Source organism: Geomonas paludis, from assembly GCF_014193585.1.
Lineage (GTDB): Bacteria > Desulfobacterota > Desulfuromonadia > Geobacterales > Geobacteraceae > Geomonas > Geomonas paludis.
Map to the genome: position 1 here is coordinate 74,113 of NZ_BLXY01000010.1, position 26,036 is coordinate 100,148.

Annotated in this window: 26 protein-coding genes; 11 read left to right on the plus strand and 15 right to left on the minus strand. The window is 63.1% G+C overall.

The window, feature by feature from the left end:
* Positions 1–145: 145 nt before the first annotated feature.
* The 4 genes from hpnJ (at position 146) to H7687_RS17455 (ending at position 3,826) form a co-directional block, all read left to right on the plus strand.
* A complete protein-coding gene (gene hpnJ / locus H7687_RS17440) occupies positions 146–1,567 on the plus strand; it encodes a hopanoid biosynthesis associated radical SAM protein HpnJ (protein WP_183349781.1) in 1,422 nt (473 codons plus the stop codon).
* A 110-nt stretch (positions 1,568–1,677) separates the two neighbouring features.
* Entirely contained in the window at positions 1,678–2,544 is an 867-nt protein-coding gene (gene hpnK / locus H7687_RS17445; RefSeq protein ID WP_183349783.1) for a hopanoid biosynthesis-associated protein HpnK, read from the plus strand.
* Positions 2,537–2,917, plus strand: coding sequence for an EamA family transporter (locus H7687_RS17450; RefSeq protein ID WP_183349785.1), 381 nt, complete (start codon positions 2,537–2,539; stop codon positions 2,915–2,917). Before hpnK ends, H7687_RS17450 begins: the two co-directional genes overlap by 8 nt.
* A gap of 153 nt (positions 2,918–3,070) precedes the next feature.
* Entirely contained in the window at positions 3,071–3,826 is a 756-nt protein-coding gene (locus H7687_RS17455; protein ID WP_183349787.1) for a DUF3108 domain-containing protein, read from the plus strand.
* Positions 3,827–4,019: 193 nt separating this feature from the next.
* Here the strand turns inward: H7687_RS17455 and asnS are convergent, their stop codons facing one another.
* On the minus strand, positions 4,020–5,405 hold the full coding sequence (asnS, locus tag H7687_RS17460) for an asparagine--tRNA ligase (protein ID WP_183349789.1): 1,386 nt from the start codon (positions 5,403–5,405) through the stop codon (positions 4,020–4,022).
* A 109-nt stretch (positions 5,406–5,514) separates the two neighbouring features.
* Here asnS and H7687_RS17465 point away from each other — a divergent pair, with 109 nt between their 5' ends.
* Both H7687_RS17465 and H7687_RS17470 read left to right on the plus strand, forming a co-directional pair.
* A complete protein-coding gene (locus H7687_RS17465; protein WP_183349791.1) occupies positions 5,515–5,877 on the plus strand; it encodes a S41 family peptidase in 363 nt (120 codons plus the stop codon).
* 20 nt (positions 5,878–5,897) lie between these two features.
* Entirely contained in the window at positions 5,898–6,266 is a 369-nt protein-coding gene (locus H7687_RS17470; protein WP_183349793.1) for a glutaredoxin domain-containing protein, read from the plus strand.
* Between the two features lie 760 nt (positions 6,267–7,026).
* Here H7687_RS17470 and H7687_RS17475 read toward each other — a convergent pair.
* From H7687_RS17475 to H7687_RS17515, 9 genes are all read right to left on the minus strand, one after another.
* Complete coding sequence (locus tag H7687_RS17475) at positions 7,027–8,556, minus strand: methyl-accepting chemotaxis protein (protein ID WP_183349795.1); 1,530 nt, start codon at positions 8,554–8,556, stop codon at positions 7,027–7,029.
* Positions 8,540–9,019, minus strand: coding sequence for a hydrogenase maturation protease (locus H7687_RS17480; protein ID WP_183349797.1), 480 nt, complete (start codon positions 9,017–9,019; stop codon positions 8,540–8,542). The genes H7687_RS17475 and H7687_RS17480 overlap by 17 nt, the downstream gene beginning before the upstream one ends.
* Entirely contained in the window at positions 8,992–9,447 is a 456-nt protein-coding gene (locus H7687_RS17485) for a hypothetical protein (protein ID WP_183349799.1), read from the minus strand. The genes H7687_RS17480 and H7687_RS17485 overlap by 28 nt, the downstream gene beginning before the upstream one ends.
* Positions 9,444–9,698: a 4Fe-4S dicluster domain-containing protein gene (locus H7687_RS17490; RefSeq protein ID WP_183349801.1), complete on the minus strand. Its 255-nt coding sequence runs from the start codon at positions 9,696–9,698 to the stop codon at positions 9,444–9,446. Before H7687_RS17490 ends, H7687_RS17485 begins: the two co-directional genes overlap by 4 nt.
* A gap of 3 nt (positions 9,699–9,701) precedes the next feature.
* Positions 9,702–11,117: a Ni/Fe hydrogenase subunit alpha gene (locus H7687_RS17495; protein ID WP_183349803.1), complete on the minus strand. Its 1,416-nt coding sequence runs from the start codon at positions 11,115–11,117 to the stop codon at positions 9,702–9,704.
* Positions 11,114–12,061, minus strand: coding sequence for an NADH-quinone oxidoreductase subunit B family protein (locus H7687_RS17500; RefSeq protein WP_183349805.1), 948 nt, complete (start codon positions 12,059–12,061; stop codon positions 11,114–11,116). Before H7687_RS17500 ends, H7687_RS17495 begins: the two co-directional genes overlap by 4 nt.
* Before the next feature lie 21 nt (positions 12,062–12,082).
* The gene (locus H7687_RS17505; protein WP_183349807.1) at positions 12,083–12,577 is read right to left on the minus strand and encodes a hypothetical protein; all 495 of its coding nucleotides are present in this window, start codon (positions 12,575–12,577) and stop codon (positions 12,083–12,085) included.
* 10 nt (positions 12,578–12,587) lie between these two features.
* Positions 12,588–13,013 carry a chemotaxis protein CheW gene (locus H7687_RS17510; RefSeq protein ID WP_183349808.1) on the minus strand — a complete coding sequence of 142 codons (426 nt, stop codon included), beginning with the start codon at positions 13,011–13,013 and terminating at the stop codon, positions 12,588–12,590.
* A gap of 342 nt (positions 13,014–13,355) precedes the next feature.
* Entirely contained in the window at positions 13,356–14,333 is a 978-nt protein-coding gene (locus tag H7687_RS17515) for an HD domain-containing phosphohydrolase (protein WP_183349810.1), read from the minus strand.
* A gap of 255 nt (positions 14,334–14,588) precedes the next feature.
* On the opposite strand from H7687_RS17515, the gene H7687_RS17520 reads away from it, so the two are divergent.
* The 3 genes from H7687_RS17520 to H7687_RS17530 all read left to right on the plus strand — a co-directional run bounded on the left by H7687_RS17520 (position 14,589) and on the right by H7687_RS17530 (position 16,544).
* Positions 14,589–14,771 (plus strand): helix-turn-helix domain-containing protein, encoded by a 183-nt coding sequence (locus tag H7687_RS17520; protein ID WP_183349812.1) that lies wholly within the window; start codon positions 14,589–14,591, stop codon positions 14,769–14,771.
* A 113-nt stretch (positions 14,772–14,884) separates the two neighbouring features.
* Positions 14,885–15,847 carry an HD-GYP domain-containing protein gene (locus H7687_RS17525; RefSeq protein WP_183349814.1) on the plus strand — a complete coding sequence of 321 codons (963 nt, stop codon included), beginning with the start codon at positions 14,885–14,887 and terminating at the stop codon, positions 15,845–15,847.
* A 193-nt stretch (positions 15,848–16,040) separates the two neighbouring features.
* Positions 16,041–16,544, plus strand: a complete 504-nt coding sequence (locus H7687_RS17530) for a chemotaxis protein CheX (RefSeq protein WP_246404973.1) — start codon at positions 16,041–16,043, stop codon at positions 16,542–16,544.
* Between the two features lie 101 nt (positions 16,545–16,645).
* Here H7687_RS17530 and H7687_RS17535 read toward each other — a convergent pair whose 3' ends face one another.
* The 4 genes from H7687_RS17535 to H7687_RS17550 all read right to left on the minus strand — a co-directional run bounded on the left by H7687_RS17535 (position 16,646) and on the right by H7687_RS17550 (position 22,826).
* Complete coding sequence (locus H7687_RS17535) at positions 16,646–18,271, minus strand: fumarate hydratase (protein ID WP_183349816.1); 1,626 nt, start codon at positions 18,269–18,271, stop codon at positions 16,646–16,648.
* A gap of 230 nt (positions 18,272–18,501) precedes the next feature.
* A complete protein-coding gene (locus H7687_RS17540) occupies positions 18,502–20,967 on the minus strand; it encodes an Ig-like domain-containing protein (protein WP_183349818.1) in 2,466 nt (821 codons plus the stop codon).
* A gap of 25 nt (positions 20,968–20,992) precedes the next feature.
* Complete coding sequence (locus tag H7687_RS17545; RefSeq protein ID WP_183349821.1) at positions 20,993–22,354, minus strand: OmpP1/FadL family transporter; 1,362 nt, start codon at positions 22,352–22,354, stop codon at positions 20,993–20,995.
* 208 nt (positions 22,355–22,562) lie between these two features.
* Positions 22,563–22,826, minus strand: a complete 264-nt coding sequence (locus tag H7687_RS17550; RefSeq protein ID WP_183349823.1) for a hypothetical protein — start codon at positions 22,824–22,826, stop codon at positions 22,563–22,565.
* A 433-nt stretch (positions 22,827–23,259) separates the two neighbouring features.
* Between H7687_RS17550 and H7687_RS17555 the strand changes: the two genes are divergently transcribed.
* Entirely contained in the window at positions 23,260–23,841 is a 582-nt protein-coding gene (locus H7687_RS17555; RefSeq protein WP_183349824.1) for a class I SAM-dependent methyltransferase, read from the plus strand.
* A 109-nt stretch (positions 23,842–23,950) separates the two neighbouring features.
* Here H7687_RS17555 and ubiE read toward each other — a convergent pair whose 3' ends face one another.
* On the minus strand, positions 23,951–24,658 hold the full coding sequence (gene ubiE, locus H7687_RS17560) for a bifunctional demethylmenaquinone methyltransferase/2-methoxy-6-polyprenyl-1,4-benzoquinol methylase UbiE (protein ID WP_183349825.1): 708 nt from the start codon (positions 24,656–24,658) through the stop codon (positions 23,951–23,953).
* A gap of 186 nt (positions 24,659–24,844) precedes the next feature.
* Here ubiE and cdaA point away from each other — a divergent pair, with 186 nt between their 5' ends.
* Positions 24,845–26,014 carry a diadenylate cyclase CdaA gene (gene cdaA, locus H7687_RS17565; protein WP_183349826.1) on the plus strand — a complete coding sequence of 390 codons (1,170 nt, stop codon included), beginning with the start codon at positions 24,845–24,847 and terminating at the stop codon, positions 26,012–26,014.
* The last annotated feature ends 22 nt before the right edge of the window (positions 26,015–26,036 follow it).

The window sequence follows — 26,036 nt, forward strand, 5'->3', positions numbered from 1 at the left end:
CCTTACGAGCGGTCACTTTATCAGAGGGGAGCCGCCACCGCAACGCTTTCCCGGGCTTAGGGGCGGTTCACCTTGACAAAAGGTGGCCGCCGTCTTATAGTCAGGCTTCTTTTTTTGGTGTGACGCTATTAATCTGGAGGGGTGTATGAAGCCGTTGTTTTTGAACCCGCCGACCTTCGAGGATTTTGACGGAGGTGCCGGTGCGCGCTACCAGGCCTCGCGCGAGGTGACCTCTTTCTGGTTCCCGGGCTGGCTCACCTATCCTGCCGGGATGATCGAAGGCTCCCGCGTGGTCGATGCGCCGGTGCAGCGCCTGGACCTCGATGCCTGCCTTGATATAGCCAAAGACTACGACATGGTGGTGATGTACACCTCGACCCCGACCCTGGCCATCGACGTGGAGACCGCGCGCCGGGTCAAGGCGCAGAAGCCCGGGACGGTGACGGTCTTGACCGGCCCCCACGTGAGCATCCTCCCCGAGGAGAGCCTCCGTTTCGCCGCCGGCGCGGTCGACATCGTCTGCCGCGGCGAGTTCGACTATTCCACCAAGGAGTTGTGCGAAGGAAAACCGTGGGAAGAGGTGGACGGCATCAGCTTCGTCAAAGAGGGGACGGTGGTGCACACCAAGGACCGCCCCCCCATCGCCGACCTGGACGCGCTCCCCTTCGCCAGCAAGGTCTACCAGCGCGACCTCCCCATCGACGAGTACGTTATCCCGCATTTCCGGCACCCCTACGTCTCCATCTACGCCAGCCGCGGCTGCCCCTCGCGCTGCATCTACTGCCTGTGGCCCCAGACCTTCTCCGGGCGCACCCTGAGAAAGAGAAGCCCGCAGAACGTGTACGAAGAGGTGAAGTGGATCAAGGAGAACCTCCCCTACGTGAAGGACATCTCCTTCGACGACGACACCTTCACCGCGGACAAGCAGCACGCCATCGCCATCGCGAGGCTCATCAAGCCCCTGAACGTCTCCTGGGTGATCAACGCCCGCGCCAACTGCGACTACGAGACCCTGAAGGAGCTGCGCGACGCGGGGATGCACCACGTGGTCGTGGGTTACGAGTCGGGCAACGAGCAGATCCTCAAGAACATCAAGAAGGGGGTCACCAAGGCGCAGGCGATCGAGTTCACCAGGAACTGCAAGAAGCTCGGCATCACCGTGCACGGGGCCTTCGTGCTGGGGCTTCCCGGCGAGACCCGCGAGACCATCAAGGAAACCATCGCCTACGCCATCGACCTCGACCTGACCTCGATCCAGGTCTCCCTGGCCTCGCCGTATCCCGGCACCGAGTTCTACCAGATGGCCAAGGAGAACGGCTGGATCGCCTCCGACAGCTTCCTCGACGACACGGGGCACCAGAAGTGCGTCATCAACTACCCCGATCTCCCCAACCAGGAGATCTTCGACGCCGTGGAGCTGTTCTACAACAAGTTCTACTTCCGCCCCCGCTACATAGCGCGCAGCATCTTCAGCATGCTGGTCGATTCCCAGGTGCGCCGCAAGCTCCTCAAGGAAGGCGCCCAGTACCTGAGCTACATGCGAAAGCGCAAGCAGGCCGCCTGCTAATCGGTCCTCCCTCCCCCGGAGGGGGAGGGGCGGGGAGGGGGAGGGGCATTGCTGCCTGATTTCCCCCCTCCCGACCTCCCCCCTCCAGGGGGAGGAGATGATAGGTTCTTATGAAAGAGATAATCCTGAACGCCGACGACTTCGGCCTGAGCGCCGGGGCCAACCGCGGCATCATCAAGGCCTGGCAGGAAGGGATGCTCACCAGCACCTCCCTCATGGTGGGGGGCGACGCCTTCGAGGAGGCGGCCGCCTTCGCGCGTGCCAACCCGGCCCTGCAGGTGGGGCTGCACCTCACCCTGGTCCAGGGGAGCGCGGTCCTGCCACAGCAGGGGCTGCCGGCGCTGACCGACGCAGGGGGGGAGTTCACCGACGACCCGGTGCTGGCCGGGATGCGCTACTTCTTCCTCAAGGGACTCAGGAAAAAACTGCGCCTGGAGATCGACGCGCAACTGGCCAGGTGCCGGGACGCCGGCGTCGAGCTGTCCCACGTCGACGGCCACCTCAACATCCACATGCACCCGGTGGTGTTCGATATCCTCTGCGAGCTGATGCCCGGTTACGGCATCAAAAGCTTTCGCCTCACCAGGGAGAACCTGCCGGCGAACCTCGCCCTGGACCGGACGCGGCTGGTCGGGAAGTGCGCCGACGCGTTCATCTTCGCCCGCCTGGCCGACCGTTGTCGTCCCCGGTTGGAGCGGCTCGGCATCCGCTACGCGCGCGAGGTGAAGGGGCTGCTCAGTTCCGGGCACATGACCGAGGCCTACCTGCTACGGGCACTGGACGGGGTAGGGGAAGGGCTCACCGAGATCTACTTCCATCCCGGCTGTCATCCCTGTGCCACGCTCGCGCGCCGTATGCCGGATTACCAGCACGAGGCGGAACTGGCGGCTCTGACCAGCCCCCGTGTGAGGGAGAAACTGGCGGCAGGCGGCATCAGATTGAGAAACTATCGCGGAGAGGAAAAGACGTATGTTTAAGACCGTAGTGGTCATGCTGGTGGCGGTCACGGCTGGCACCATAGGGGACCTGCTGCTGGCCAGCGGCATGAAGGAACTGGGCGACATCTCCACCATGAACCTGAGGGGGATCATGAGGGTCGCCGTGCAGGCGCTCACCACCCCCAAGCTGGTGTTCGGCACGGCGATGCTGGCCGTTTTCTTCTTTCTCTGGCTCGCCGTCCTCTCCTGGGAGGACCTGTCGGTGGCCCTACCCATGCAGGCCCTGAACTACATACTGGTCGCCTTCCTGTCCCAGTACTTCCTGCAAGAGGTGGTGAGCCCGATGCGCTGGGCGGGGACCGTGCTGGTCGCGGTCGGCGTAATCATGATCACCAAGAGCAGCGGGGCGTAACCCTTCGTATCGCCCCCCATCCCCTCGCCCCACGACAACTTTCCCCGTCGACCGCCCAGATTCCGACCGTGCCGCGTGTGAAACGCCTAATATTAGGTAATACCTAACCTTTTTCTCTTGAAAAAAAATATCGCGAGGGGCTAATCTGTGGACATGAAAATTTCAGCCTTATTGTCCTTTTTCGCACTTTTGATACTTTCCGCCCTTCCTGCCCATGCCATGAGCCCCAACGAGAAGCTGGTCTACGACGTCAGTTGGACCGGCATCAAGGCGGGGACCACCACCCAGGAACTCAGCACCAAGGGAAGCGAACTCCACATCGTCACCACCACCCGCTCCACGCCGTGGCTGGACACCTTCTTCCGGGTGGAGGACCGTGCCGAGTCCGTGGTGGTGCGCGGCAGCGGCGACCGCTTCGGTTTCCCCAGGTACTTCCGCAACAAGATCAGCGAGGGAAACCACCGGCGCTTGAAGGAGGCCAGGTTCGACCAGCAGAAGCTCAAGGTAGAGTCGAAGGACCTCCTGCACAAGACCCAGCGCGTCGACGACATCAGCGCCACCACCTATGATCCTCTTTCCATCGTGTACTACGTCCGTACCCTCGACCTGGTCCCCGGTCGTTCCTTGTTCGTGGACATCTACGACTGCAAGAAGCTGTGGAACACCGAGGTGAAGGTGCTCAGGCGGGAGGAGGTCGAGACGCCGGTGGGGCGCTTCAAGACCATCGTGGTGCAGCCCATGATGAAGGCTGACGGGTTCTTCGCCCGGACCGGCGACGTCAAAGTCTGGCTCACCGATGACGCACTCAAGATACCGGTGATGGTCTCGACCAAGGTGAAGATAGGCAAGATAAAGGCCGTCCTTACCGGCGGCAGTTACTGGCCGCAGACGGCCACAAAGGCAGATTAAGACTAAGACTAAGATTAAGATTAAGATTAAGATTAAGGTTAAGGTTAAGGTTGAGAAAAAGAGAGAGGCAAGGCGCCAATGGCCCTTGCCTCTCTTTGTTGCTGCTTCCGACTATATCCTTGCCTGATTAGCGAATGCCGGATTGGGCACCCTTAGTCTTAATCTCAGTCTTAATCTCAATCTTTATCTGTCTCTAAAACTCCGCATGCCTCGGTGTCCTGGGGAAGGGGATCACGTCCCTGATGTTCTCCATCCCGGTGAGGTACATGATCAGCCGCTCGAAGCCGAGGCCGAAGCCGGCGTGCGGCGTCGAGCCCCAGCGCCTGGTGTCGAGATACCAGGAGAGCGATTCCGGGGCGATTCCCGTTTCCAGCATGCGTTGCTCCAAAAGCTCCAGGCGCTCCTCGCGCTGGCTCCCGCCGATGATCTCGCCCACCTTGGGGACCAAGAGGTCCATGGCGGCGACCGTCCTGCCGTCGTCGTTCTGCCTCATGTAGAAGGCCTTGATGTCCTTGGGGTAGTTCAGTATGAATACCGGGCCGCCCACCACTTGCTCGGTGAGGTAGCGCTCGTGCTCGGACTGCAGGTCGAGCCCCCACTCCACCGGGAACTGGAACGACACCGGTGCCTTCTTGAGCCGCTCGATCGCCTCGCCGTAGTCCATGCGGGCGAAGGAAGCCTGGGCGACCGCCTCGATGCGCTGGATCAGCCCCTTGTCGATCTGGGTGTTGAAGAAGTTCATGTCTTCGCCGCAGTTGTCCAGCGCGAAGCGGCACAGCCTCTTGAAGAAGGCTTCGGCCAGGTCGGCGTCGTCGGCCAGATCGGCAAAGGCCATCTCCGGCTCGATCATCCAGAATTCGGCTGCGTGCCGGGCCGTGTTGGAATTCTCGGCGCGGAAGGTGGGGCCGAAGGTGTAGATGTCGGAGAAGGCCTGGGCGAAGAGTTCACCTTCCAGCTGGCCGCTCACGGTGAGCCCGGTGGCGGTGGCGAAGAAGTCCCGGGAGAAGTCGATTGCGCCTTCCACCAGCGGCGGTTGGGCGAGGTCGAGCGTGGTGACCCGGAACAGCTCCCCGGCCCCTTCGCAGTCGTTGGCGGTGATGATCGGGGTGTGCACGTAGAGAAAACCGCGTTCGGCGAAGAAGCGGTGCACCTCCTGGGCCAGCGCCGAGCGCACCCGGAACACGGCGCCGAAGGTGTTGCTGCGTACCCTGAGATGGGCGATGGTGCGCAGGTACTCGAAGGTATGCCGCTTCTTCTGCATCGGGTATTCCTGGTCCGCGCCACCGACCACCTCGAGCTGCTGCGCCTTCAGCTCCAGGGCCTGGCCGGCGGCGGGCGACTCCTGCAGCAGCCCGGTGACCGCGAGGGCGCTGCCGGTGCCGATGCCGGTTATCTCCTCGAAGTTTCCCAGATCGGGCTCGACCACCACCTGGATCCCGGAGAGGCACGAGCCGTCGTTCAAGGAGATGAAGGTAACCCCCTTGCTGTTTCTGATCGTGCGCGCCCATCCCTTGACGAGGATGGTGCTGCCGGCTTTGCCTGTTTCCAGCGCCTGTTTCACCTTGGTTCTAGCTGTCATGTGAACGACCCCACTGGTGGATTTTAATGCATCACTTATAGCATAGAGGGGTGGGCTCGGCAAAAGCATAGTTGACAGTCGGGGGGGCTCTCGTATAACTTCACTGGCCATGATCAAGACCCTGTGCGCCATACTGCTCTTCGCCCTGTTGACCGTCCCGGCCTACGCTCAGAGCGCCGCCCTCTTCGGCGGGGTGGGTATCGACGGCGTGCCTCGGGCCGACGGCACCATCGTGGTGCGGCAACTGGTGGCAGGGGGACCGGCCCATCTGGCCGGGATCAAGGCCGGCGACATCATCACCCAGGTCGACGGCACCCCGACCGCGGGCAGCGACTTCAAGTTCATCGTCGAGCGGCGCCTGCGCGGGCGCGCCGGGACCCCGGTCCTGATCCTGGTGCGGCGACCGGGCAACCCGAAGACACTCACGTTCAAGATGGTCCGCCGGCAGCTCAAGGTCGGCGCCGCCAAATAAGAAGCAAAGGGGGAGTGAACATGCGCATCCTGTTGACCGCAATACTGGCCGTTTCCCTGTTGGCCCCGGCCGCCGGGGTCGGCGCCGAGCAACTCCCGCAGAGCCCGCTGGGCAGTCACAGCGTGCAGACCAAGTATCCCAAGATCGTCCTCTTCTCCACCTCCTGGTGCCCCCACTGCCGGGCCGCCAAGGAATACTTCACCAGGAACAACATCCCGTTCATCAACCGGGACGTTGAAATCGACAGTGCCGCTATGGAATTAGTCACCGGCAAGTACAAGAGCCAGGGTGTTCCGGTCATCGTGATCGGTGAGGATGCCAAGGTGCTGAAGGGGTTCGACGAGAAGCGTTTCGAGAAGGCGCTGGACGAGGTACGTAAGAAGAAATAAACGGCCCACATCAACCGTCGGTAAGAGGGGAGCAATCATCGATTGCTCCCCTTTTGTTATGCGCGCCGGCGCGGGTTGGGCTTCCTGCTCCCGAATAGCGGCACTTTCTTGTCTCGTTATCGATTCAGATCGACAAGGTTGAGCCTTTGGCGTCGGAACTAAATTGAAAACGCAAAAGGTTGAGCCCCCGGTATCGTGAGTAAATTGAAAACGCAAAAGGTTGAGCCCCCGGTATCGTGAGTAAATTGAAAACGCCGAAGGTTGAGCCTCCGGCATCGTGAGTAAATTGAAAATGCCGAAGGTTGAGCCTCCGGCGTCGTGAGTAAATTGAAAACGCCGAAGGTTGAACCTCTGGCGTCGTGAGAAAATTGAAAACGTCGAAGGTTGAGCCTCCGGCGTCGTGAGTAAATTGAAAACGTCGAAGGTTGAACCTCCGGCGTCGGAACTAAATTGAAAACGCCAAAGGTTGAGCCTCCGGCGTCGTGAGTAAATTGAAAACGCCGAAGGTTGAACCTCCGGCGTCGGGAGTAAATTGAAAACGCCAAAGGTTGAACCTCCGGCGTCGTGAGTAAATTGAAAACGCCAAAGGTTGAGCCTCCGGCGTCGGGAGTAAATTGAAAACGCCGAAGGTCGAACCTCCGGCATCGGGAGTAAATTGAAAACGCCGAAGGTTGAGCCTCCGGCGGCGTGAGTAATTTGAAAACGCAAAAGGCTGAGCCCCCAGCATCGTGAGTAAATTTACCCACCATTCTACCCAGTCCTAAAAGGTGAACCGGTTCACCATCCTGGTCAGCTTCTCCACCTGGCTTTCCAGGTCTCGCGCGGCGAGAAGGGCCTCGGCGGCCCCGCTGGCGTTCTTCTCCGTCACCCCGGTGATCTGCGCCGTCCTCTGGTTGATCTGCTCAAGCCCCAGCGTCTGCTCCTTCACGGTGGCAAGGATCTCGTCGGTGAACTGGGCCAGCGCCTGCGCTCCGACCACGGCCCCTCCCAACTCCCCGTCTATCTCCCGGGAGAGCGTTACCCCCTGGCGGGAGAGTTCGGAGGAACTCCTGGTCAGGGTCCCGGTGCTCTTGGCAGCGTCGGCCGACTTCACGGCGAGGGAGTGGATCTCGTCGGTCATCACCCGGAACTCTTCCCCTGCTCCTTCGACATGGGCCGCCTCGACGGCGGCGTTCACCCCCAGCAGATTAGCGAAGCGGGCGATCTTCAACAGGCTGTCGATAAGGGCCCGGAATTCCTCCTGGTGCTCGCCCCCCAGCTTCTTTTCAAACTGGGCCATGGCCCCGGCGGTGTCGGAGCACTGGCGGGAGAGCTTGCGTATCTCCTGGGCCACCACTCCGAATCCTCCCGCCGAGACGCGCATGCGCGCCGCCTTGACGACGGTGCTCCCGGCCAGGGTGCCGGTCTCCTGGGCGATCCCGTCGATGTCGGTGGCAATGCTGGCGGTGCTGTCGGCCGCCCCGCTGATCTCGTCCATGGAGGCGAGCATCCGGTTCATGGACTCCTTGGCGCGCACGATCGCCTCGCTTGCCTTGCTGGCATGGCCGTAGGCTTCCTGCGAGCGTGCCGCGCTTTGGGCTGCGCTTTCCGACAGTTGCGCCAGGCTCACCGCGGCCTCCCCCAACTCCTTACTCTGCTCCCCCGCCCCCTGGGCGATGGAGGAGCTGATGCTGGTGATTTTGCGCCCCACCTGCGACACGAGGGCCACCGCCTCGGAGACCTGGGAGATGGCGTCGTGCAGGGCCTGGGCGGTCCCGTTCATCGCCTTTCTGATCGCGGCGTGCTCGCCGCGGTATCTCCCTTTCATCCTGCTTTGCAGGTCGTAGCGCGCCAGCCGCTCGAGCACCTCCCCCGCCTCGTGCACCGGGGCAATGACGGCATCGAGGGTGACGTTGAACCCGGTGATCAGCTCCTTCCAGATCCCCCTGTAGTCCCAGTCGTTACCGCGGGTCTTGAGCTTTCCTTCCCTGATGCTGTCGGTCAGGTGCATCGTCTCCTTGTGCATGCCGTAGAGAATGGCCAAAAGCGTGTTGATGTTCTGCTTGATCTCGTTGTATTCCCCCGGGTACTCGTCGATCACGAAGGGGGGGAGGTTGCCGTGGGCGATCTGGTCCAGGGCGCCCCCGGCCAACCGCAAGGGGGCCACCAGAGCGTCGATCATGGCGTTGATCTGCCGCACGATCTCCGCGTCATCCCCCTTCAAGCCGTTCAAGTCCCCGCGCACGTCGAGCCTTCCGGCCATCATCGCTTCGCTGAGTTGCTGTACCACATGGCTAGCCGCCTTGCCCATGAGCCCCTCCCTGTACCAGTTTCCTCACCGTGGCGACCGCCCCGTCGATGGCTTTTGTCACCTCGGCGGTCATGAACTTCCGCGTCATGTTGAAGCAGCGCCCCTCGATTCCCACCAGGGTCACCCGGTCCGGCATCCGTTCCGGGTAGAGGATCCTGCCGATCTCGATCGCCTCCCGGACCCCAACGTCATGTGCCGAAACGCCGGTACCGCTTGCTGGAATGTCCCGCCACGGGAGCACGTGCAGCGTTCCCGGGGGCGCCCCCAGCTGCACCGCATCAACCACCACCAGATCGCTTTCCCCGTCCAGGAGCGCCAGGAGGTCGATACCTCCCACCCCCAGGTACTCGAGCCGGGCCGGACACGGCGCCAGGCGCTGGTAGACCTCGTACCCGGCGGCGTCGTCGGCGATCAGTTCGTTGCCGATGCAGACCACTACTGTACGGCGGTCTGGAAGCTGCATTGATCCCCCACACTCACCAAGGTGGATTTTACGGGGCGGCACAGCAATCCGTTGGCAATGCCGTCGAAGTAGGCGTGGAACAGGCGGCAGAGCGCCCCCCCCAGCTCGATGCGGCGCAGCCCGCACATCTCCCGCAGGATGCAGCGCTCGAAGGTCAGCTGCTCCCCGGTGAGGGAGAACTGGAAGCCGGCCTGCATCTGGCGGGAAAGCGCGCCCACAACCTCCTCCAGCGAGGCGCCGGAGAGCTCCAGCGGCAGTTTCTCCGCCGTGTCCCTCCCGGCGATCCTCCCGACCGGCGCGGTGTTCCCCCCCATGATGTTGTCGATGGTGCTGGCGAAGGCGTCCAGCAGGAAGGCCACCTCGACGTAAGCCTTCTGGTAGTCGTCCGCGCTCAGCTCCACGTTGTAGCTGCGCTCGCAATTGTTCATAGGAATTTCCCCATCTTTTGGCAGAACTCCTCGTCCCGGTAGAAGTTCTTCACCGGGTGGAAGTCGCGCTGGGTGATAGCCCCCGACGGGCAGATGTAAGCACAGGAGAGACAGGCGATGCAGTCCTCGGCGTGCTCCACCGTGCAAAGCCGCCGCTCCTGGTCCATCGCGAAGACCTTGGTGGGGCAGATGTCGACACAGAGCTCGCAGCCGCGGCAGGACTGCTCGTGGACGGTGATCTCTACGGGCATGCGCTACCTCCTCAGGGTGCGGACGGTTTCCCCGTCCTTACGGATGATGACCTGCATGGGCATGCGCCCCACCGCATGGGTGGCGCAGGAGAGGCAGGGGTCGTAGCAGCGGATGCTGAACTCCACTGCGTTCATGAGCGCCTGGTCGTTGGGGCGGTCGATCACGTGCGACTGCGCCGACTGTTCGATGGAGCGGTTGATGATGGAATAGTTCTGCTGGGTGGCGACGATGAGGTTGGCGCTCCGCACGATCCCCTGGTCGTCGATCTGGTAGTCGTGGATCAGGGTGCCGCGCGGCGCCTCCACGTGCCCCACGCCCCTGCCGCCCTGGAAACGGACCGGGACCCGGGTCTCGCCCCAGATCTCCTTCTCGCGCAGGATCTCCTCCGCCCGCTCCACGGCCCAGATGATCTCGATCAACTTCGCGTAGGTCTGGAAGACGGTGGTGTGGCAGGGGGTCCCCCCCAAGCGGCAGAACTCGGCGTACTCGGCGTCGGCGAGTTCGGTCCCGAAACGGCGCGCCACGTTCATCCTCGCCATGGGCCCCACCCGGTAGTCGTGCAGCTCCCCGTCCAGGTTCAGTCGCACCTTCTTCATGTAGGACCATTCCACCACCGACTCCTGCAGGTAGCGGTGATACTCCTCGACGCCGAACTCGGCCCGCGCTGCCCCCTGCTCGTCTATCGCGCGCAGTTTCCCCTGGATCAGGGAGACCCGGTCCTCGTGGACCGTTCCCAACCCCCAGGAGGGGACCACCCAGTCGGCGGCCATGGCCGGGTGATCCTGGAGCGCCTTCAACAGGAGCCCTTTCACCGCCGGCGCCACCTTGGGGAGGAGCTTTTTCGCCTCGGCGACCCACCCCTTGAGCACCTTGTGCTTTTCCTTCTCCAGGACGAAGGCGATGCCGCCGGCCACCGAGGTGACGGGGTGGGTGCCTCTCCCCCCGACCATCTCGTTGATGCGCTGCCCGATGCTGCGCAGGGCAAGGGCCATCTTCGCCAGTTCCGGGTTCGCCGCCACGATCCCCACGATGTTCCGCTGCCCGGGTTCGGCATCCAGCCCCAGCACCAGGTCCGGCCCCTGCAGCACGAAGATGGAGAGGGAGTGGGAATGGATGATGTGCCCGAGATACATGAGTTCCCGCAGCAGGAGGGCGGCCGGCGGCGGGGCCACCCCGGCGGCGTTGTCGAGCGCGTTGCAGGCGGCAAGGTGGTGCGCCGTGGGACAGACCCCGCAGATGCGGGCGGTGACGTGCGGCATCCGGTCCGCCTCCATGCCGATCAGGATCTTTTCGAATCCCCTGAGCTCGTTCACCACGAGCCCCGCGCTCTCCAGCTTTCCGGCGGCGTCCAGGTCGATGAACACCTTGGCGTGTCCCTCGATCCTGGTGACCGGGTCGATCTTCAGCGTCTTCTTCATGCCTCTCCCCCTGCCTCGAAATCGGCCTGCTCCTCTTCAATCCACTTCCTGATGTGGAAGGTGGGCTTGTTGCCGATCATCTGCGTGGCCATGGTGTAGGAATAGTGCGACTTGGCGGAGCGTTCCAGGCTGCGCACGATCTCGTCGCGCCCGATGCGGGTGAGCCGGGACATCCGGTCCGCGATCTCCGTCCTTATGTCCCGGTTGGGCTCGGTCAGTATCTGCATGGTGGCCCCGGCGCAGCCGGTGCAGGGAACCCCGTTGCCGGGACAAGGGGCGAGGCAGCGGTCGATGGTGACCGATCCCAGGCAGGTGTACCCCTGGCTCAGGAAGCAGCGCTCCGGGTCGGGCACCCCCTCGAAGTGGGAACGCAGCGTCTCGACCCCGGTCTTCTCCATCTTGCGCTTGCACTTGGCGCAGACGCTGCGCCCGTTCACCTCCGGCTGCCTCCCCTCCACCAGCGCGATCAGGGCCTCGAAGACGAAGGCGGGGTGCGGCGGGCAGCCCGGGAGGTAGAGGTCGACCTCGACCACCGAGTCCAGCGGGGAGACCTGCGACTCCAGTGGGGAAACCATCTTCGAGGGGGGCGGGGCGGGGACGGTGGTCTTGTTCTCCAGGTAGACCGCCGCGGCTATCTCATCGGGCGTGTGGATGTTGCCCGCCCCGGCGGGCCCACCGAAGACGGCGCAGGAGCCCCAGGCGATCACCAGATCGCAGGCCTTGCGCATCTCCAGGGCGGCCTGACGGTCGTGCTCGTTTCTGATGGCGCCCGACACCAGCCCCACGGTGGCGGGCGGATAATCCTTGATGTCCGTGAGGACGGGGCAGCGCTGGATGCGCACCGCCTCCAGCACGCTCAGGATCTTCTCGTGCAGGTCGACTATGGCGACGTGGCACCCCGAGCAGTCGCTCAGCCACTCGGTGTTGACCGTTACCTCCCCCATGACGTGTACCTCCCCATGCCGCTAGCAGTCCCTGACCAGCAGTCTCTTGTAGCAGGCGTTTTCCCCGGCGTGGACGATCTCCAGCGACGACTCGCGCCCCATGATGTTCTGCAGAGCCCCCGCGAAGAAGCCGTACATCATGTTGCACAGGGAACCCTTCTGCACGTGCCCGAAGCGGAACAGCGACTGGCGGATCATGCAGTCCCTGAACACCAGCATCACCTCCATCCCCTGCTCCGTGCGCCGCACCAGGCTTTCCTGGTCGTGCGTCTGGAAGGGCTCGAAAAGCCAGAGGTAGTCGTTTTTCTCCAGGACCTCGCGGGTCGCCTGCAGTGCCTGCTCGATGCTGTCGGTAGAAGGCACCCCGCGGGAAAGCTTCTTCCCCAGGTTCACGCCGGCCAGGTAGGATATGCCGCTTGCCGACTCCCCGATCGCCTGTTCCGTTCCCGAGGCAATGGCCCCCAGGAATACCATGGCGTCCTGCAGCGCCAGTCTCTGATTGCGGGTCTCTTCCATGATCATGCTCCTATGCGAGATGCTTGAGGTCCATCACCACCACCAGCCGGTTTTCCAGGTTGAGGATCCCCTCGACCCAGGGCTCTCCCCCCACGTCGAGCGGAGGCAGGATGGTGCTGCGTTGGACGCGGATCACGTCGGTCACCTCGTCGATGACGAACCCTTTAAGTTCGCCGCCGAAATCCATCACGGCGATGCAGGTGAAGGTGCCGTCCTCGACCGCCGGGAGGCCGAACTGCTTTCTTAGTGAGATAACCGGCACCACGCTCCCCCTGAGGTCGATCACCCCCTCCACGTGGCCTGGGGCGTTGGCCAGTTTGGTAACGGGTATCATGTCGACGAACTCGCGGACCTCCATGACGTCCACGGCGTACTCCTCCCTGCCCAGCATGAAGGTCACCATCTGAAGTGCGTCATTGGATGAGGTAGCTGCCAATGTCTTCCTCCTGCGTCAGCGGAATTGGACTGGAGAGCCGGGGAGCGCTGCCGGTGTGATCATGGCAGCATGAGGAGTGGAGCGGGCGATCGGAGGGTTGAGAAGGATGATGGCCAGCAACGTCTGGGCGGAACCGGCGAGAGCAACATATGGGGGCTTATCGGGAAGGGGGGTGGTAACTTAAATTTTATCTGGTTAAAAAACGGGGTTTATTGGGTACTAATGACCACGTTTCGGGCTGCATCCCGTAGGGTAATTTGCAGTCATCACGGCATTTTCTCCCGACCATCCTCGTGATGCATCGCCACGGTGGGAAGCACGGCTATGCTTCCCCAGGAAAGATCAAATCTCCGTCGGTTGATCCTCTGCCAGCAGGAAGAACAGGGTCTGCACCAGCTTGGGGTCGAGGTTGGTGCCGCTCATCCCCTTCATGGTCCACGTGACCTCTTCACGGGTGAACCCCTTGCGGTAGGGGCGATCCATGGTCAGCGCGTCGCAGATGTCGGCGGTGGCCACGATCTGGGCCTCGATGGGTATCTTGCTTCCATCCAGCCCGTACGGGTACCCCTTGCCGTCGAACCGTTCGTGGTGGTAGAGCACGATGTTCTGCACCGTCGTGGAGAGGTTCGCCTTCCTCACCACTTCGCACCCCCACTCGGGATGCTTCATGACGATCTTGAATTCCTCCGGGGTCAGTGCGCGTTCCGCGTTGAGGATCGCTTCGGGCACCCCGATCTTGCCGCAGTCGTGCAGCCAGCTGCCGTACCTGATCTCCTGCTGGACATCCTCGGGGACCCCGAGCTTCGCCGCCAGCCTCAGGGCCAGGGTGGCGACCCGGTCGCAATGCCCCTTGGTGCAGGCGTCCTTCAGCTCGATGGTCTGCGCCAGCGAGTGCAGGATGAACTCGTCTTCGCGCTTGATGGCCTGCAGCACGCGGTAGCGGCGGATGCCGTCCTTTACCGCCCGCAGCATCTCCGCCTTCTTCCACGGCTTCAGGACAAAACGGAACACCTCGCCGCTGTTGATGGCCGCCAGCGTCGTGGAAAGGTCGGCGCTCCCGGTCATCATGATCTTCACCGTGTGGGGCGAGACCTCCTTGATCCGGGACAGGAGCTCGATGCCCCGCATTCCGGGCATCTCGTTGTCCGAGACCACCACGGCCACCGACTGGTGCTCGACGATCTGCAGCGCCTCCATCGCGGAAGCAGCGGTCAGGATGTTGAGGCCCCTGTTCTCGAACAGGTCGCTGGTGTAGGCCAGGTAGCTTTTCTCGTCGTCCACGAACAGGACGGTCTCGCGCTGCTGTTCCTTGTTTTGCATGTGCCCTCTCCACGGACGACTCATTAAGTAGCCGCCGTACTCTTATCGGCACAACTGCCGCGCGGAATAGTAAAAAATGCATCTGTCTAAAAAAGTTAATCGTTTTGCGGTGCTACGGCGCGGCCTCGCTTGACATGGTAGGCATAAGCGGTACCATCCAACGGTGGAACTGTAATTAAAACCGAGGCAGCCGTGCTGTTATTAGCAGTGGACGCCTCAGCTCCGGGTGGGACCGAAGCGAAGGAGGGATCGATCATGCTGGTATCCAAAACCTGGTACACCCCGGCCGAGGCATGTGAAAAGTTCGGAGTGGAGATGGAGCGTCTGCAGGTGTGGATCGACGAGGGCGTTATCCGTACCGAGGAGGACAACGGGCAGGTGGTGCGGGTGAACGGCGACGATCTGGAACTGAAGATCGAGGAGTTGACCGGAATCTAGCCGTTTTCCCGTGACAATTTCAGTGGCAAGCCTCAAGGTCGCCCCTTTGCTGCCGATAAAGACCCCAAGTCGGCGCGCTTTTGCGCCGGCACGAGCTCGAAACGGAGGTAGCCATGGGGGAGCTTTACGTACCCGTAAGCATAGAGAGCATCCAGGCGGACATCTTCCCGGACGTCGCCCTGTACATAAAAAGCGGCGGCAAATACATCCTTTACAAGAGTCATGGCAGGAATTTCTCCAGCCAGGATGCCGCCCGCCTGATGGAGAACAAGGTCGAATTCCTCTTCGTAAGCCCCGCCGATCTCGAGGTGATCACGGCCTACATGGAGAACAACGCCGAGCGCGTGCTGAAGGACGATACGCTAGAGGCGAAGACCAAGGGGAAGATCATCTACCAGACCTCCATCAACTTCGTGGGGGACATCTTCGAGCACCCCCAAAAGGTCTCCGACTTCTCCCGCAGCCAAAGGATGGTCGAGAACCTGCTGCAGTACCTGGCCAGCGACCGTGACTCCTTCCAATCGCTGGAAAGCGTGATGACCCACAACTACTACACCTTCGTGCACAGTCTGCAGGTGACGGCCCTGTCCGTGCTGCTGCATGCGGAGGCCTACCTCCTTTCCCACGACGAGATGCTCGACGTCGGCATCGGGACCCTGCTGCACGACTTCGGCAAGGTCTTCGTCTCTCCTGCCATCCTCAGCAAGGAGGGGAAGCTTACCCCGAAAGAGCTGGAGGAGTACCGCAAGCACCCCGAAGAGGGTTACCAGTACCTGAAGAAGAACACCAAACTCTCCGACATCTCGCTGGGGGTGGTGCGTTGTCACCACGAGCGCAACAACGGCAACGGCTACCCGCAGGGGCTGAAGGGGCCTGAGATATCGCGCAGCGCCCAGGTCGCCGCGATCTGCGATGTCTACTGCACCCTGACCATAGACCGCTCCTGCCGTAAGGCACTCTCCTCGTCTATAGCGCTGCTGATCATGAAGCAGGAGATGAAGGGATCCTTCAACGAGCGGCTGCTGGACACACTGGAGGGAATCGTCTGCTGCGACAACCCGGCACAGTTCCTTTAGGGGCAATTGACATGACGATTGACAACAGGATCTGCTGAGATCGCGTTCGGCTATGGCACGGGAGGCAATTCCCGGTAAGGACGGCGGTAATTGTATTCTAAAGGTATGGGTGAAAGTGACGAAGAAATAGGGGAGGCGAAAAAATCGTTGTAATTGTCAATTCTCCATTGTCAATTGCCCAAAGGGGGTTGCCTTGAGCAACAGCATAACGTTCGAAGAGATCATGTTCACCATCATGTCCGCCACGCAGGACACCTTCAAGAGCTACATGAATACCGACATCTACGCGGGGAAGGTGGAGAAGAAGATCAACCCGCTGACCAGTGACGTGGTCGGGATCGTGGGCGTCGCCGGGGACCGGGTCGGCTACATCATCTTCGCCACCGAGAAGGGGCCCGCCGAACAGATTGCCAAGGACCTCCTGATGCTGGACGAAGCGGATGACGAGGCCATCAACGATGCGGTCGGCGAGGTCGCCAACAACATCGCCGGTGTCTTCAAGACCAAGTACCACGAACAGTACGGCAGTGTCGCCCTGGGGCTTCCGCTGGTTCTCTCCGGGCGCCTGCGGCCGATGACGGATCCCCCCGAACAGTCCACCACGGACGGAAGCATGAGCGTACAGTGCAAGGGGGTGACCATCCCCTTCACCACCATGGACGGCAGACTCCACTTCCGCGTCATGGTCTACATGTAAAACGAAAAGAGCCCCCGCTGCCATGACGGCAACGGGGGCTCTTTCCGTTTCAACGATGATCTGTAGGGGCGAATAATCATTCGCCCCCCCTCACCTCTGCGTTAAATTCCCAACTGCTTGAAGAAGTCGTTTCCTTTGTCGTCCACCAGGATGAACGCCGGGAAGTCCTCGACCTCGATCTTCCAGACCGCCTCCATCCCCAGTTCCGGGAAGTCGATGCACTCGACCTTCTTGATGTTCTCTTCGGCGAGGATCGCGGCCGGGCCGCCGATGGAGCCGAGGTAGAAGCCGCCGTGCTTCTTGCAGGCGTCGGTCACCTGCTGGGAGCGGTTGCCCTTGGCGATCATGACCATGGAGCCGCCGTTGGCCTGCAACAGGTCAACATAGGAATCCATGCGGCCGGCGGTGGTGGGGCCGAAGGAGCCGGAGGGCTTACCTTTCGGGGTCTTGGCAGGGCCCGCGTAGTAGATCGGGTGGTTCTTCAGGTACTCCGGAAGCGGCTTACCGGAGTCGAGGATCTCCTTGAACTTGGCGTGCGCGATGTCGCGGCCGACAACGATGGTGCCGGAGAGCAGCAGCGGGGTGGAGACCGGGTGCTTGGAGAGCTCGGCCAGGATGTCCTTCATGGGCTGGTTCAGGTTGATCCTGACGCCGTGCTCGTGCTTGCCGCGGAAACGCTCGGGGATGAGGCGCCCCGGGTTCTCGTCCATCTGCTCGACCCAGATCCCTTCCTTGTTGATCTTGGCCTTGATGTTGCGGTCCGCCGAGCAGGAAACACCCATGCCGACCGGGCAGGAGGCGCCGTGGCGCGGCAGGCGGATGATGCGCACGTCGTGGGCGAAGTACTTGCCGCCGAACTGCGCGCCGATGCCGGACTCCTGGGCCGCCTTTAAGAGCTCCGCCTCGAGGGCGAGGTCGCGGAAGGCCTGGCCGTGCTCATTGCCGCTGGTCGGCAGCGCGTCGAGGTACTTGGCGCTGGCGAGCTTCACGGTCTTCAGGCACGCCTCGGCGCTGGTGCCGCCGATGGCGAAGGCCAGGTGGTACGGCGGACAGGCCGCGGTGCCCAGCGTCTTCATCTTGGCCACCAGGAACTTGACCAGGCTGTCCGGGTTAAGGAGCGCCTTGGTCTCCTGGTACAGGTAGGTCTTGTTGGCGGAGCCGCCCCCCTTGGCCATGAACAGGAACTTGTACTCGGCGCCCTTGGTGGCGTACAGGTCGATCTGGGCCGGGAGGTTGGTCCCGGTGTTGGTCTCCTTGTACATGTCGAGGGCGACGGTCTGCGAGTAGCGCAGGTTCTCCTCGGTGTAGGTCCTGTAAACCCCCTTGGAGAGGTACTCCTCGTCGTTGGCGCCGGTCCAGACCTGCTGACCCTTCTTGCCCATGACGATGGCGGTGCCGGTGTCCTGGCAGATGGGGAGCTCGAAGTTGGCGGCAACCTCGGCGTTTCTCAGGAAGGCGAGGGCAACACCCTTGTCGTTCTGGGAGGCTTCCGGATCGGTCAGGATCTTGGCGACCATCTCGTTGTGCTCAGGGCGGAGCAGGAAGGAGAGGTCCTTCATCGCGGTGTTGGCCACCACGGTGAGGGCCTCCGGGGCTACCTTGAGCACCTCCTGGCCTTCGAAGTTGGCGACCGAAACGTACTGCTGGGAGTCCGGGATGAGGCGGTACTTGGTGGTATCCGGCCCGAGCGGGAAAGCTTCCTGGTACTTGAACTCTGGAGTTGCCATCGGTTCTGTTCTCCTTTGCGTGGGATTGATGGTGACTGGGTAACCGTAACCGTGCGGACGGCACGGCAAAAAATGTATACACGATTGGCGGAATATATTGCAAACGACCAATTTTGTCGAGAGCTAAGTTTAGGTGGGGAGTGCCAGCAAAGGAATTGGGGAGGGACTGGATACGACGGGCGTGACGGGTGGGGAGCGGGCCCCGCCTGGGACGGCGGGGCCCGGCTGGATCAGGTCGGGGAGGCGAACAGCCGCGCCGCCGGCGCCGGGATTACCCGGTAGGGCGGCAGTGGCGGCAGGGTGCGGCTTGCCTTGGGCAGCGACGTCGAGACGACGGTGGGGTCGATCACCAGACCGCTGCTGACGAAGTAGAACATCTGCCGCTGGCCCAAGAGGAAGCTCACCGGGGAAGTGACCGGGTCGATGAGGAAGCCGTGGCTCACGTCGGGCTGGTCGAACTGGAAGTACCCTTGCCGCGGCCCGCTGGCGGCGGCGTCTCCCGCGGCGGGTGCGACCTTGGGGATCACGGCGCTGCCGGAAAGGGTCATCATGAACGGAACCGGTACCCCCCCGGAGAGGTAGCTCAACTGGTCGAAGCCGGGGGCCACGTCGCGGGCCTCCTGAGTCCCCAGTGCGCCGCGCCCCCCGAGGGCGTTGCCGAGGTAACGCGTGCTCCAGTTGGGAATGACCTTGTCGCCGTTGGTCGGGCGGCCGTTGGCGTCGAAGGCGGTGCTGGTCGCCTCCTGGATCAGCACCCGCCCGGCAAGCCTCGAGGGGAGCGCGCTCCCGGTGCGCAGGTCGGGGAGCGGCGTGGTCATGGTGGCTGGATCGACCGGGTCGAACACGGACTGGGTGAGCTGGAAGAACTTCTCGTAGGTCGGCGTGCCGGCGGTGATCCCGGCGCGGGCGAGGCCGGCGTTGATGCCGGGGCCGAAATCGACGCTGTCACGCAGCAGGTAGGCGATGCGCGCACCAGGAACGCTCAAGAGCCCTTTCATGTCGGCATCGAGGGTGGCCTGGGTGTAGGGCGGAGAGCCGGGCGCCGTGGAGAGGGTGGTGTTGCCGGCCAGGTAGTAGGCCCCGACGATGGCGCCCAGGCTCACGCCGACATATTTCGGTTTCACTGCCGGGTTGGGCGCGTTGGCCCCCAGGGGGGCGAATCCCTGCGTCGCAGCTACCAGCTCCAGCCGGTCCAGGTTGAAGGCGGCCTGCTGGACGTTGGTCCGTGCGGCCAGCGGCGCCCCCAGGGCGATGAAGTCCTCGCCCCACACGGTGCCGGTCACGTGCCCCGGCAGGGCGAGAGCGCCGTGCAGCGGGAGATCGATGGCCACCACCGCGTACCCGGCCGCATTGAGCGTGCCGGCCACCGCGATCGCCTGTTCCTTGCTGCCGTTGATGGCGTGCTGGTAGATGGCCAGGGGCCACCCTCCTGCGGGAGCAGTGCCCGCAGGGGCGAAGTAGACGAAGGGGATGCGGCGGTCACTGTAGTAGAAACCGGTGAGCCTGCCGGTGCCGGTATCGCGGAAGGGAAGCAGCACCGCGCTCGCCGCGCTGTAGCTGGCGAAGGCGAGGTTCTGGTTCATGACCGGGTTGCCCCGGGCCGCCACGGGGTTCATGGAGATGTCGGCAGTGGCGATGGTCCCGGTCACCACCGCCCCGACGCTGGCCGGCGCCGCCGCCGGAATGCCGGTTCCCGCCAGCACTGCGCCCCAGTAGGCGGCAGGGGTGAGGGTGCCGGTCACGGCAACCGCGTTGAGCCCGGCGCCGAGCCAGCTCTTGCCGGGAAGACCGCCGGGGAGGTCGCTGCCGGCGGCAAAGGCCCGCAGCGCACTCTCCACCGGGACCAGGCTCCCGACCGGATCGGCCGGGTCGGTGGCCACAAAGCCGGCCGCAGTGGTGTTGAAGCGCCCCAGGAGGGCGATCTGGCTGCGGCTGGACACGCTGGTCACCGATGGCGCAGCGGTCAGGTCGTTCATGACCTTAGCATAGCCGGAGAAGAGCACGTTGCCGCCGCCGTCGACGGTGTTCGCCCTGATCTGTTCGAGCGGCGCGAAGGGGCCCAGCAGGGGGAGCTCGGACTTCAGGGCCGCGAAGTAGACCGAGCTGCTCACCGAGCCGCCGGTGGCCGCGTCCTTGACCCGGTTGGTGACCAGGTACAGGTAGCGGCTGCCGGGCTGGAGCGGGAAGGTGGGGGAGAGGGAGACGTCGCTGCGCCCGGGGGTATAGCTGAAGCTGAAACTGGCGGTCACGTCGCTGAAGCTGAGCGGGTTGTTCTCCGTCGCCGCCGGCGACGCGCTGTCGGCCCCGATCCGGAACACCTTGATGTTGGTTCCGTTCACCGATGCAGGCTGCAGCGGCCGGGCGAAACGGAGGTAGATGGGGGCGTTGACCCCGGCGACCGCGTTGGTGCCGCCGACCTCGTAGCGGTTCACGTAGGCCAGGGCCTCCAGCGGGTTCATGGGGCGGTTGGCGGGCCTCAGGCCGACCGTTCCCGTGACCGGGTCTGTGTACTGGGTGATCGGGTCCCGGGCCGCGGCGGTAGCCAGCACGTTGGGGAGTGGCACCTCGCTGGTGCTGGGGTCGAAAAGGGCGGTGTTGGGGCTTGCCGACTGGCTCATGCCCGAATCCGAGCCGCAGCCGGCCAGGGTGAGGAGGAGCAGCAGGATGCCGAACAGGCGTAGCAGGTGCTGGGTCATGGTTTCCTCCGCAGCCGTATAGGCGTCAGAACTTGAGGTTCAGGTTGGCGGCCAGCAGGTAGGCGTCGCTCTTGAAGACGCCGTTGGCGCCGCGCAGGGTGGTCATGTCCTGGTTGTGCACGGTGCGGTCCACGAAGTGCACCCACATGTAGGCCAGGTCGACTGTGCCCAGGGCGTTGCCGATGCCGGCGCCCACCGAGAAGCTGTGCCGGTCGGCGTCCGGGAGCAGCGGGTCCACCGTCTCGTTCGGGACCGGCGACTCGTCGAAGGAGTAACCGGCGCGCAGGGCCAGGCGCGGATTCACCTGGTACTGCGCGCCGAACTTGTAGCCCCAGACGTCGCGCCAGTTTCTGGCATCGGGCTGGTTGTTGAGGGCGGCGAATTGCGGTGCGTCGAAGTGGAACTCGAGCCTCTTGAAGCTGCTCCAGCCGGTGCGGGTGGCGTCGAATTCGAGGGTGAGTTTCCGGGTCGGGCGCCAGGCGACCGCGACATCCAGCGTGTCGGGGAGGGGGATGGTGGCGGAGGCCCTGCTGCTGGCGCGGGCCCTGGTGTAGGGGAACACGGCCGAGTCGGCGAGACCTATGGCGCCCATGCCCGTCGGGGTGGTGGCGAGGTAATTGGCGTCCCCCTCGATGCCGAGCGTGATCTTGCTCCGGTAGGCGAGGCCCAAGCTCAAGTCGCTGCGCGGTTTCCACAGGAGCCCGAAGTTGTATCCCACGTCGGTGCCGGTGCCGTCCACACCGAGCGACCCCAGTTCGTACGCCCCGAACGGGGGCGCCGGCGCGGTGGGGTCGACGACCGGCGAGTAGAGCGACTTCTGCAGTGACACCACGGCGTAGGTGACGTCGATGCCGGCGGCGACCCCGAGGTTCAGGTCGTCGAAGCGGTAGGCGACGGTGGGCTGGAAATTGACCGGCTTGATCGACGCGATCTGGACCTGGTTGCGGAAGACGCTGGAGTCACTCCATGACTTGGACAACGGGTAGATCGCGTTGACGCCGAAGCCGAAGCAAAGGGGAAGGGTGTCGAGCGCGTAGCTCGCGTACAGGGTGGGGGCGATGACGATGTCGCGCCGGGAGTGCTCGACGGCCGTGGTGGTCCCGGTATCCAGCGGGGCCGTGCCGGACAGGGGGGTGGTCCCCCGGAATTCGGTCTGGGGCACGATGATCCCCAGTGCGCCGAGGTTCACCTGGAACCCCGACAGAAAGGCGATGCCGGCGGGGTTGAAGTACAGGGCGCTGGGGTCGTCGGCCTGGGCGGCGAAGGCGTTCCCCATCGCCATCGCCTTGGCCCCCTGCTCGCTGACCTTGAAGCCTGCTCCGTGACACACGCCGCGCAGCCCGGGAAGGGAGCAAAGCATCACAACGCACCAAAGCCACTTTCTCATTGGTTTCCCCCCTGCCAATCCCGCTGGTAACCGGCCGGTCCGGACGTTGCCGTGGGTGGCAAGGTCACGTAATCCGGAGGATTTTGGCTCGAGGAGAGCAGTGCGCCGTAGAAGGCTTGCCTGCATGTGAACCCCGAGGGATCGGAAATAATTAGCATCCGCTAATGCTACCGTTCGTGAGGTTGAAGTCAAGCAGGCGAGCCGGGGCTCAGTGCACGGTCTTTTCCTTCATCATCCCTTCCAGCATCCGGCGCAGGGCGTCCTCTTCCACGAAGCAGAACAGGGCGCTGTCGCCGAAAGCGACCTCGACGGAGCCTCTTCTTTTTTTCAGGGTGACCTCGACTTCGTGTACCCCGTTGCCCAGGAGCCCGTGGTAGACCTGCTGGAAGGATTTCCCAGTGCGCAGCGCTTCCTTGCCACGCATCTCGAAGTAAACTGCCTGGTCCAGCGCATCGTTGGTTAGGTAGATCATGGTGCACCTCCTGTTTTTCTACAGGAAACCACAGGTGCGCGACAGAAAATGTCGCAAGCTTTGGCTGTGGTCAGTACGGTTGCCGCTAAAAGCTCCACATCCCCTCTCCCTCCGGGAGAGGGCTAGGGTGAGGGCGTTGCCAAGGGCAAAATAATCGCAGCCGGGCCGCTCCCTCACCCGCCCTTCGGGCACCCTCTCCCAGGGGGAGAGGGGACTAGAAGAAAAGGGGACAGGCTACTTTTCCATCTCCTTGCAATCTGGCTGCTTGGGTCGGGAACGCTCCTTTCAGTTCAGTCAGCTTCCCCCAAGCACTAAGGGGACAGGCACCTGGCGGAGCCAGTCCCCCTCCGTTCTAAGGTGGAAAGGCTTGACAATCGGGGCGAAAATGCGGATTTTGGGCACGGCATGGAGAAAGGCTGGGGAGGGGGAGGGTATGCAATCCGATCGCGTCAAATGGGACCAGCGTTACAGCGGCACGGAACATTTCTTTTCCTTGACCCCCTCGCGGCTGTTGGCCGACTCCTTGGAACGCATCATGTCCCTGGTTCCCGGGCGCCGGGCGCTCGACCTGGCCTGCGGCGAAGGGCGCAACTGCATCTACCTTGCGCAGCACGGCTTTGAGGCGACCGGGGTGGACATTTCGCCGCGGGGACTGGAGCGTGCCAGGAGGCGGGCGGCCGAGGTCGGCGTCGCCGTGGAGTTGATCGAGGCCGACCTGGAGTCGTGGCGCCCGCAGGGCGAGTACCACCTGGTCCTCAACTTCAACTTCCTGATGCGGGACCTGATCCCCTCGCTGGTGGAGGCACTGGCCCCCGGAGGGGTGCTGCTCATGGAGACCATTCTGGACACCCCGGAGATGCCGGGAGAGCATCGCAAGGACTTCCTGCTGCAGCCGGGGGAGTTGGGGCGTATCTTCGGCGGGTATGCGGGGAGGATCCTGCTACTGGAGGAAGAGGTCGACGCACCGGAGATGCCGGTGGCGCGGGTCATGTTTCAGAAACAAGATCAAGACTGAGATTAAGACTAAGAAACGCCTGGGCTGAAACAAGTTGAGGCCGAGGTTGAGTTGGCAGTTCAAACCTTGGCCTCAGTTTTTCTATATCTTAATCTTTGTCTTAATCTGCTTATTTAGTTCCCACGTAGACCGTGGCGATGCCGCCGGTGAGGTCGAAGTGGTGCACGTCCTTGAAACCCACCTGCTCCATCATCCCCTTGAACACCTCGCGCGAGGGGAATTCGAGGACGGAATCGGGGAGGTACTGGTAGGCGCTGAACCGGGAGAAGGCGCCGCCGATCTTGGGGAGTACCTTCAGGAAGTAGAAGTGGTAGATGTCCTTGAACACCGGCATGGTGGGCGTGGAGAACTCGAGGATCACGATCTTGCCGCCATCCTTGAGCACCCGGCGCATCTCGGTCAGCCCCTTGATGCGGTCGACGACGTTCCTGATGCCGAAAGAGATGGTGGCGGCGTCGAAGCAGCCGTCCTGGTACGGGATGTCCTCGCAGGGGGCCACCTCGAGCTTGATGCGCCCGGCGTGACGTGACTCCTGTACCTTGACGCGGCCCAGGTCGATCATCTCGGGTGTGAAGTCGATGCCGACGATGTTAACGGAAGCGGGTGTCTGGGATGCGATCTCCAGTGCCACGTCGCCGGTTCCGGTGGCCACGTCCAGCACCAGGCCGGGGCCGCGCAGGCCGATCTTGGCCACGGCGAAACGGCGCCAGCGGCGATCGATGCCGAGCGACAGGAGCCTGTTCAAAAGATCGTAGCGCGGAGCTATGCTCCCGAACATGGCGCGGATGCGCTCACCCTTTTCCGACAATGCGTACATATTTTCCTACCTTTTTGGCGCCTGAAATGCTATAAATTTTGACCGCTTCCCGTGACAGGGAGCCCTTTTGCAAGGCTTGATTTTTAGCACAAAGCGCCACGGCTTGCCAGCAAAAAGCGGCCCGGCCCCGTTTTAACGCCGTCCGCTTTCGGCTCCCGCCCGCGCCGTCCCCCAAGGAGGCAACCGTTGTTCCCGCAAATCAGGCCGCAGGATATCGCCGATATCCTGATCATGACCTTCCTGCTCTACCAGCTCTACAGCTGGTTCAAGAACTCCAAGGCGCTCCAGGTGGTGTTGGGGCTCCTGTTCCTGGGCGTCATCTACTTCGTCACCAAGAGCTTCGGACTCTTCATGACCAGCTGGATCCTGCAGGAGCTGGGGACCGTGCTCCTGGTCCTCTTGATCGTGGTATTCCAGACCGAGATCCGGCAGGCCCTGTACCGCCTGAGCCTGTTGCGCAACCTGTTCGAGCACCAGGAGAGCGTGGTGCGGCTCGACCTCCTGGAATTCTCCGCCACGGCCTTCTCGCTCGGCTCGCAGCGCATCGGCGCCCTGGTCGTGTTCCAGCGCGAGGAGCTCCTGGACGATCTGATCCTGCACGGGGTCCCCATGGACTCGCTGGTGAGCGGTTCCCTGGTCACCAGCATCTTCATGCCCGGCTCCCCGCTGCACGACGGGGCGGTGCTGGTCAAAGACGGCCGGGTGGCGCTCGCCTCCTGCCACCTCCCCTTGTCGGTGAGCGCCGACGTGCCCCAGCACCTGGGTACCCGCCACCGCGCGGCGTTGGGGCTTTCCGAGCGTTCCGACGCGGCCATCGTGGTGGTTTCCGAGGAGCGTGGCGAGGTCTCCCTGTCGCTGCAGGGGAATCTGGAGGTGATGTCGTCGCAGGCGCAGCTGCACGAGCGGCTCACCTCGCTGTTGCAGCCGCTCTCCCGCGAGGAGCAGCGCGTGGGGGTGTTCAAACGGCTCTTCTCCAATTTCTGGCCCAAGGTCGCCATTTTCTGCGTGGTGGTGGTGAGTTGGCTTTTGATCACCTACCGGCAGGGGGAGATCCTCACCGTGACCGCTCCGGTCACCTTCCATAACCTCCCCGACAACCTCACCCTGACCCGGAGTTTCCCGGACGAGGTGGATCTGCAGCTGAAATCATTCTCCAACCTGGTGGCATCGCCCAAGAACCTCGACATCGTGGTGGACCTGGACCTGTCCAAGGCCAAGGAGGGGAACAACAACATCCCGATCAGCAAGGACCTGATCCGCCTTCCGCCCGGCGTGGTGGTGGTGAACCTGGACCGGTCCCTGGTGCGGGTAACCGTGGAAAAGAAACAACCGAAGCCTCCGACCCGCAAACGCTAACTCAGCGAAAGCACAGCCTTGT

Bases quoted from the DNA above. Each gene is read 5' to 3' on its own strand.
- hpnJ (WP_183349781.1), top strand. From the start codon at position 146: ATGAAGCCGTTGTTTTTGAACCCGCCGACCTTCGAGGATTTTGACGGA.
- hpnK (WP_183349783.1), top strand. From the start codon at position 1,678: ATGAAAGAGATAATCCTGAACGCCGACGACTTCGGCCTGAGCGCCGGG.
- H7687_RS17450 (WP_183349785.1), top strand. From the start codon at position 2,537: ATGTTTAAGACCGTAGTGGTCATGCTGGTGGCGGTCACGGCTGGCACC.
- H7687_RS17455 (WP_183349787.1), top strand. From the start codon at position 3,071: ATGAAAATTTCAGCCTTATTGTCCTTTTTCGCACTTTTGATACTTTCC.
- asnS (WP_183349789.1), bottom strand. From the start codon at position 5,405: ATGACAGCTAGAACCAAGGTGAAACAGGCGCTGGAAACAGGCAAAGCC.
- H7687_RS17465 (WP_183349791.1), top strand. From the start codon at position 5,515: ATGATCAAGACCCTGTGCGCCATACTGCTCTTCGCCCTGTTGACCGTC.
- H7687_RS17470 (WP_183349793.1), top strand. From the start codon at position 5,898: ATGCGCATCCTGTTGACCGCAATACTGGCCGTTTCCCTGTTGGCCCCG.
- H7687_RS17475 (WP_183349795.1), bottom strand. From the start codon at position 8,556: ATGGGCAAGGCGGCTAGCCATGTGGTACAGCAACTCAGCGAAGCGATG.
- H7687_RS17480 (WP_183349797.1), bottom strand. From the start codon at position 9,019: ATGCAGCTTCCAGACCGCCGTACAGTAGTGGTCTGCATCGGCAACGAA.
- H7687_RS17485 (WP_183349799.1), bottom strand. From the start codon at position 9,447: ATGAACAATTGCGAGCGCAGCTACAACGTGGAGCTGAGCGCGGACGAC.
- H7687_RS17490 (WP_183349801.1), bottom strand. From the start codon at position 9,698: ATGCCCGTAGAGATCACCGTCCACGAGCAGTCCTGCCGCGGCTGCGAG.
- H7687_RS17495 (WP_183349803.1), bottom strand. From the start codon at position 11,117: ATGAAGAAGACGCTGAAGATCGACCCGGTCACCAGGATCGAGGGACAC.
- H7687_RS17500 (WP_183349805.1), bottom strand. From the start codon at position 12,061: ATGGGGGAGGTAACGGTCAACACCGAGTGGCTGAGCGACTGCTCGGGG.
- H7687_RS17505 (WP_183349807.1), bottom strand. From the start codon at position 12,577: ATGGAAGAGACCCGCAATCAGAGACTGGCGCTGCAGGACGCCATGGTA.
- H7687_RS17515 (WP_183349810.1), bottom strand. From the start codon at position 14,333: ATGCAAAACAAGGAACAGCAGCGCGAGACCGTCCTGTTCGTGGACGAC.
- H7687_RS17520 (WP_183349812.1), top strand. From the start codon at position 14,589: ATGCTGGTATCCAAAACCTGGTACACCCCGGCCGAGGCATGTGAAAAG.
- H7687_RS17525 (WP_183349814.1), top strand. From the start codon at position 14,885: ATGGGGGAGCTTTACGTACCCGTAAGCATAGAGAGCATCCAGGCGGAC.
- H7687_RS17535 (WP_183349816.1), bottom strand. From the start codon at position 18,271: ATGGCAACTCCAGAGTTCAAGTACCAGGAAGCTTTCCCGCTCGGGCCG.
- H7687_RS17540 (WP_183349818.1), bottom strand. From the start codon at position 20,967: ATGACCCAGCACCTGCTACGCCTGTTCGGCATCCTGCTGCTCCTCCTC.
- H7687_RS17545 (WP_183349821.1), bottom strand. From the start codon at position 22,354: ATGAGAAAGTGGCTTTGGTGCGTTGTGATGCTTTGCTCCCTTCCCGGG.
- H7687_RS17550 (WP_183349823.1), bottom strand. From the start codon at position 22,826: ATGATCTACCTAACCAACGATGCGCTGGACCAGGCAGTTTACTTCGAG.
- H7687_RS17555 (WP_183349824.1), top strand. From the start codon at position 23,260: ATGCAATCCGATCGCGTCAAATGGGACCAGCGTTACAGCGGCACGGAA.
- ubiE (WP_183349825.1), bottom strand. From the start codon at position 24,658: ATGTACGCATTGTCGGAAAAGGGTGAGCGCATCCGCGCCATGTTCGGG.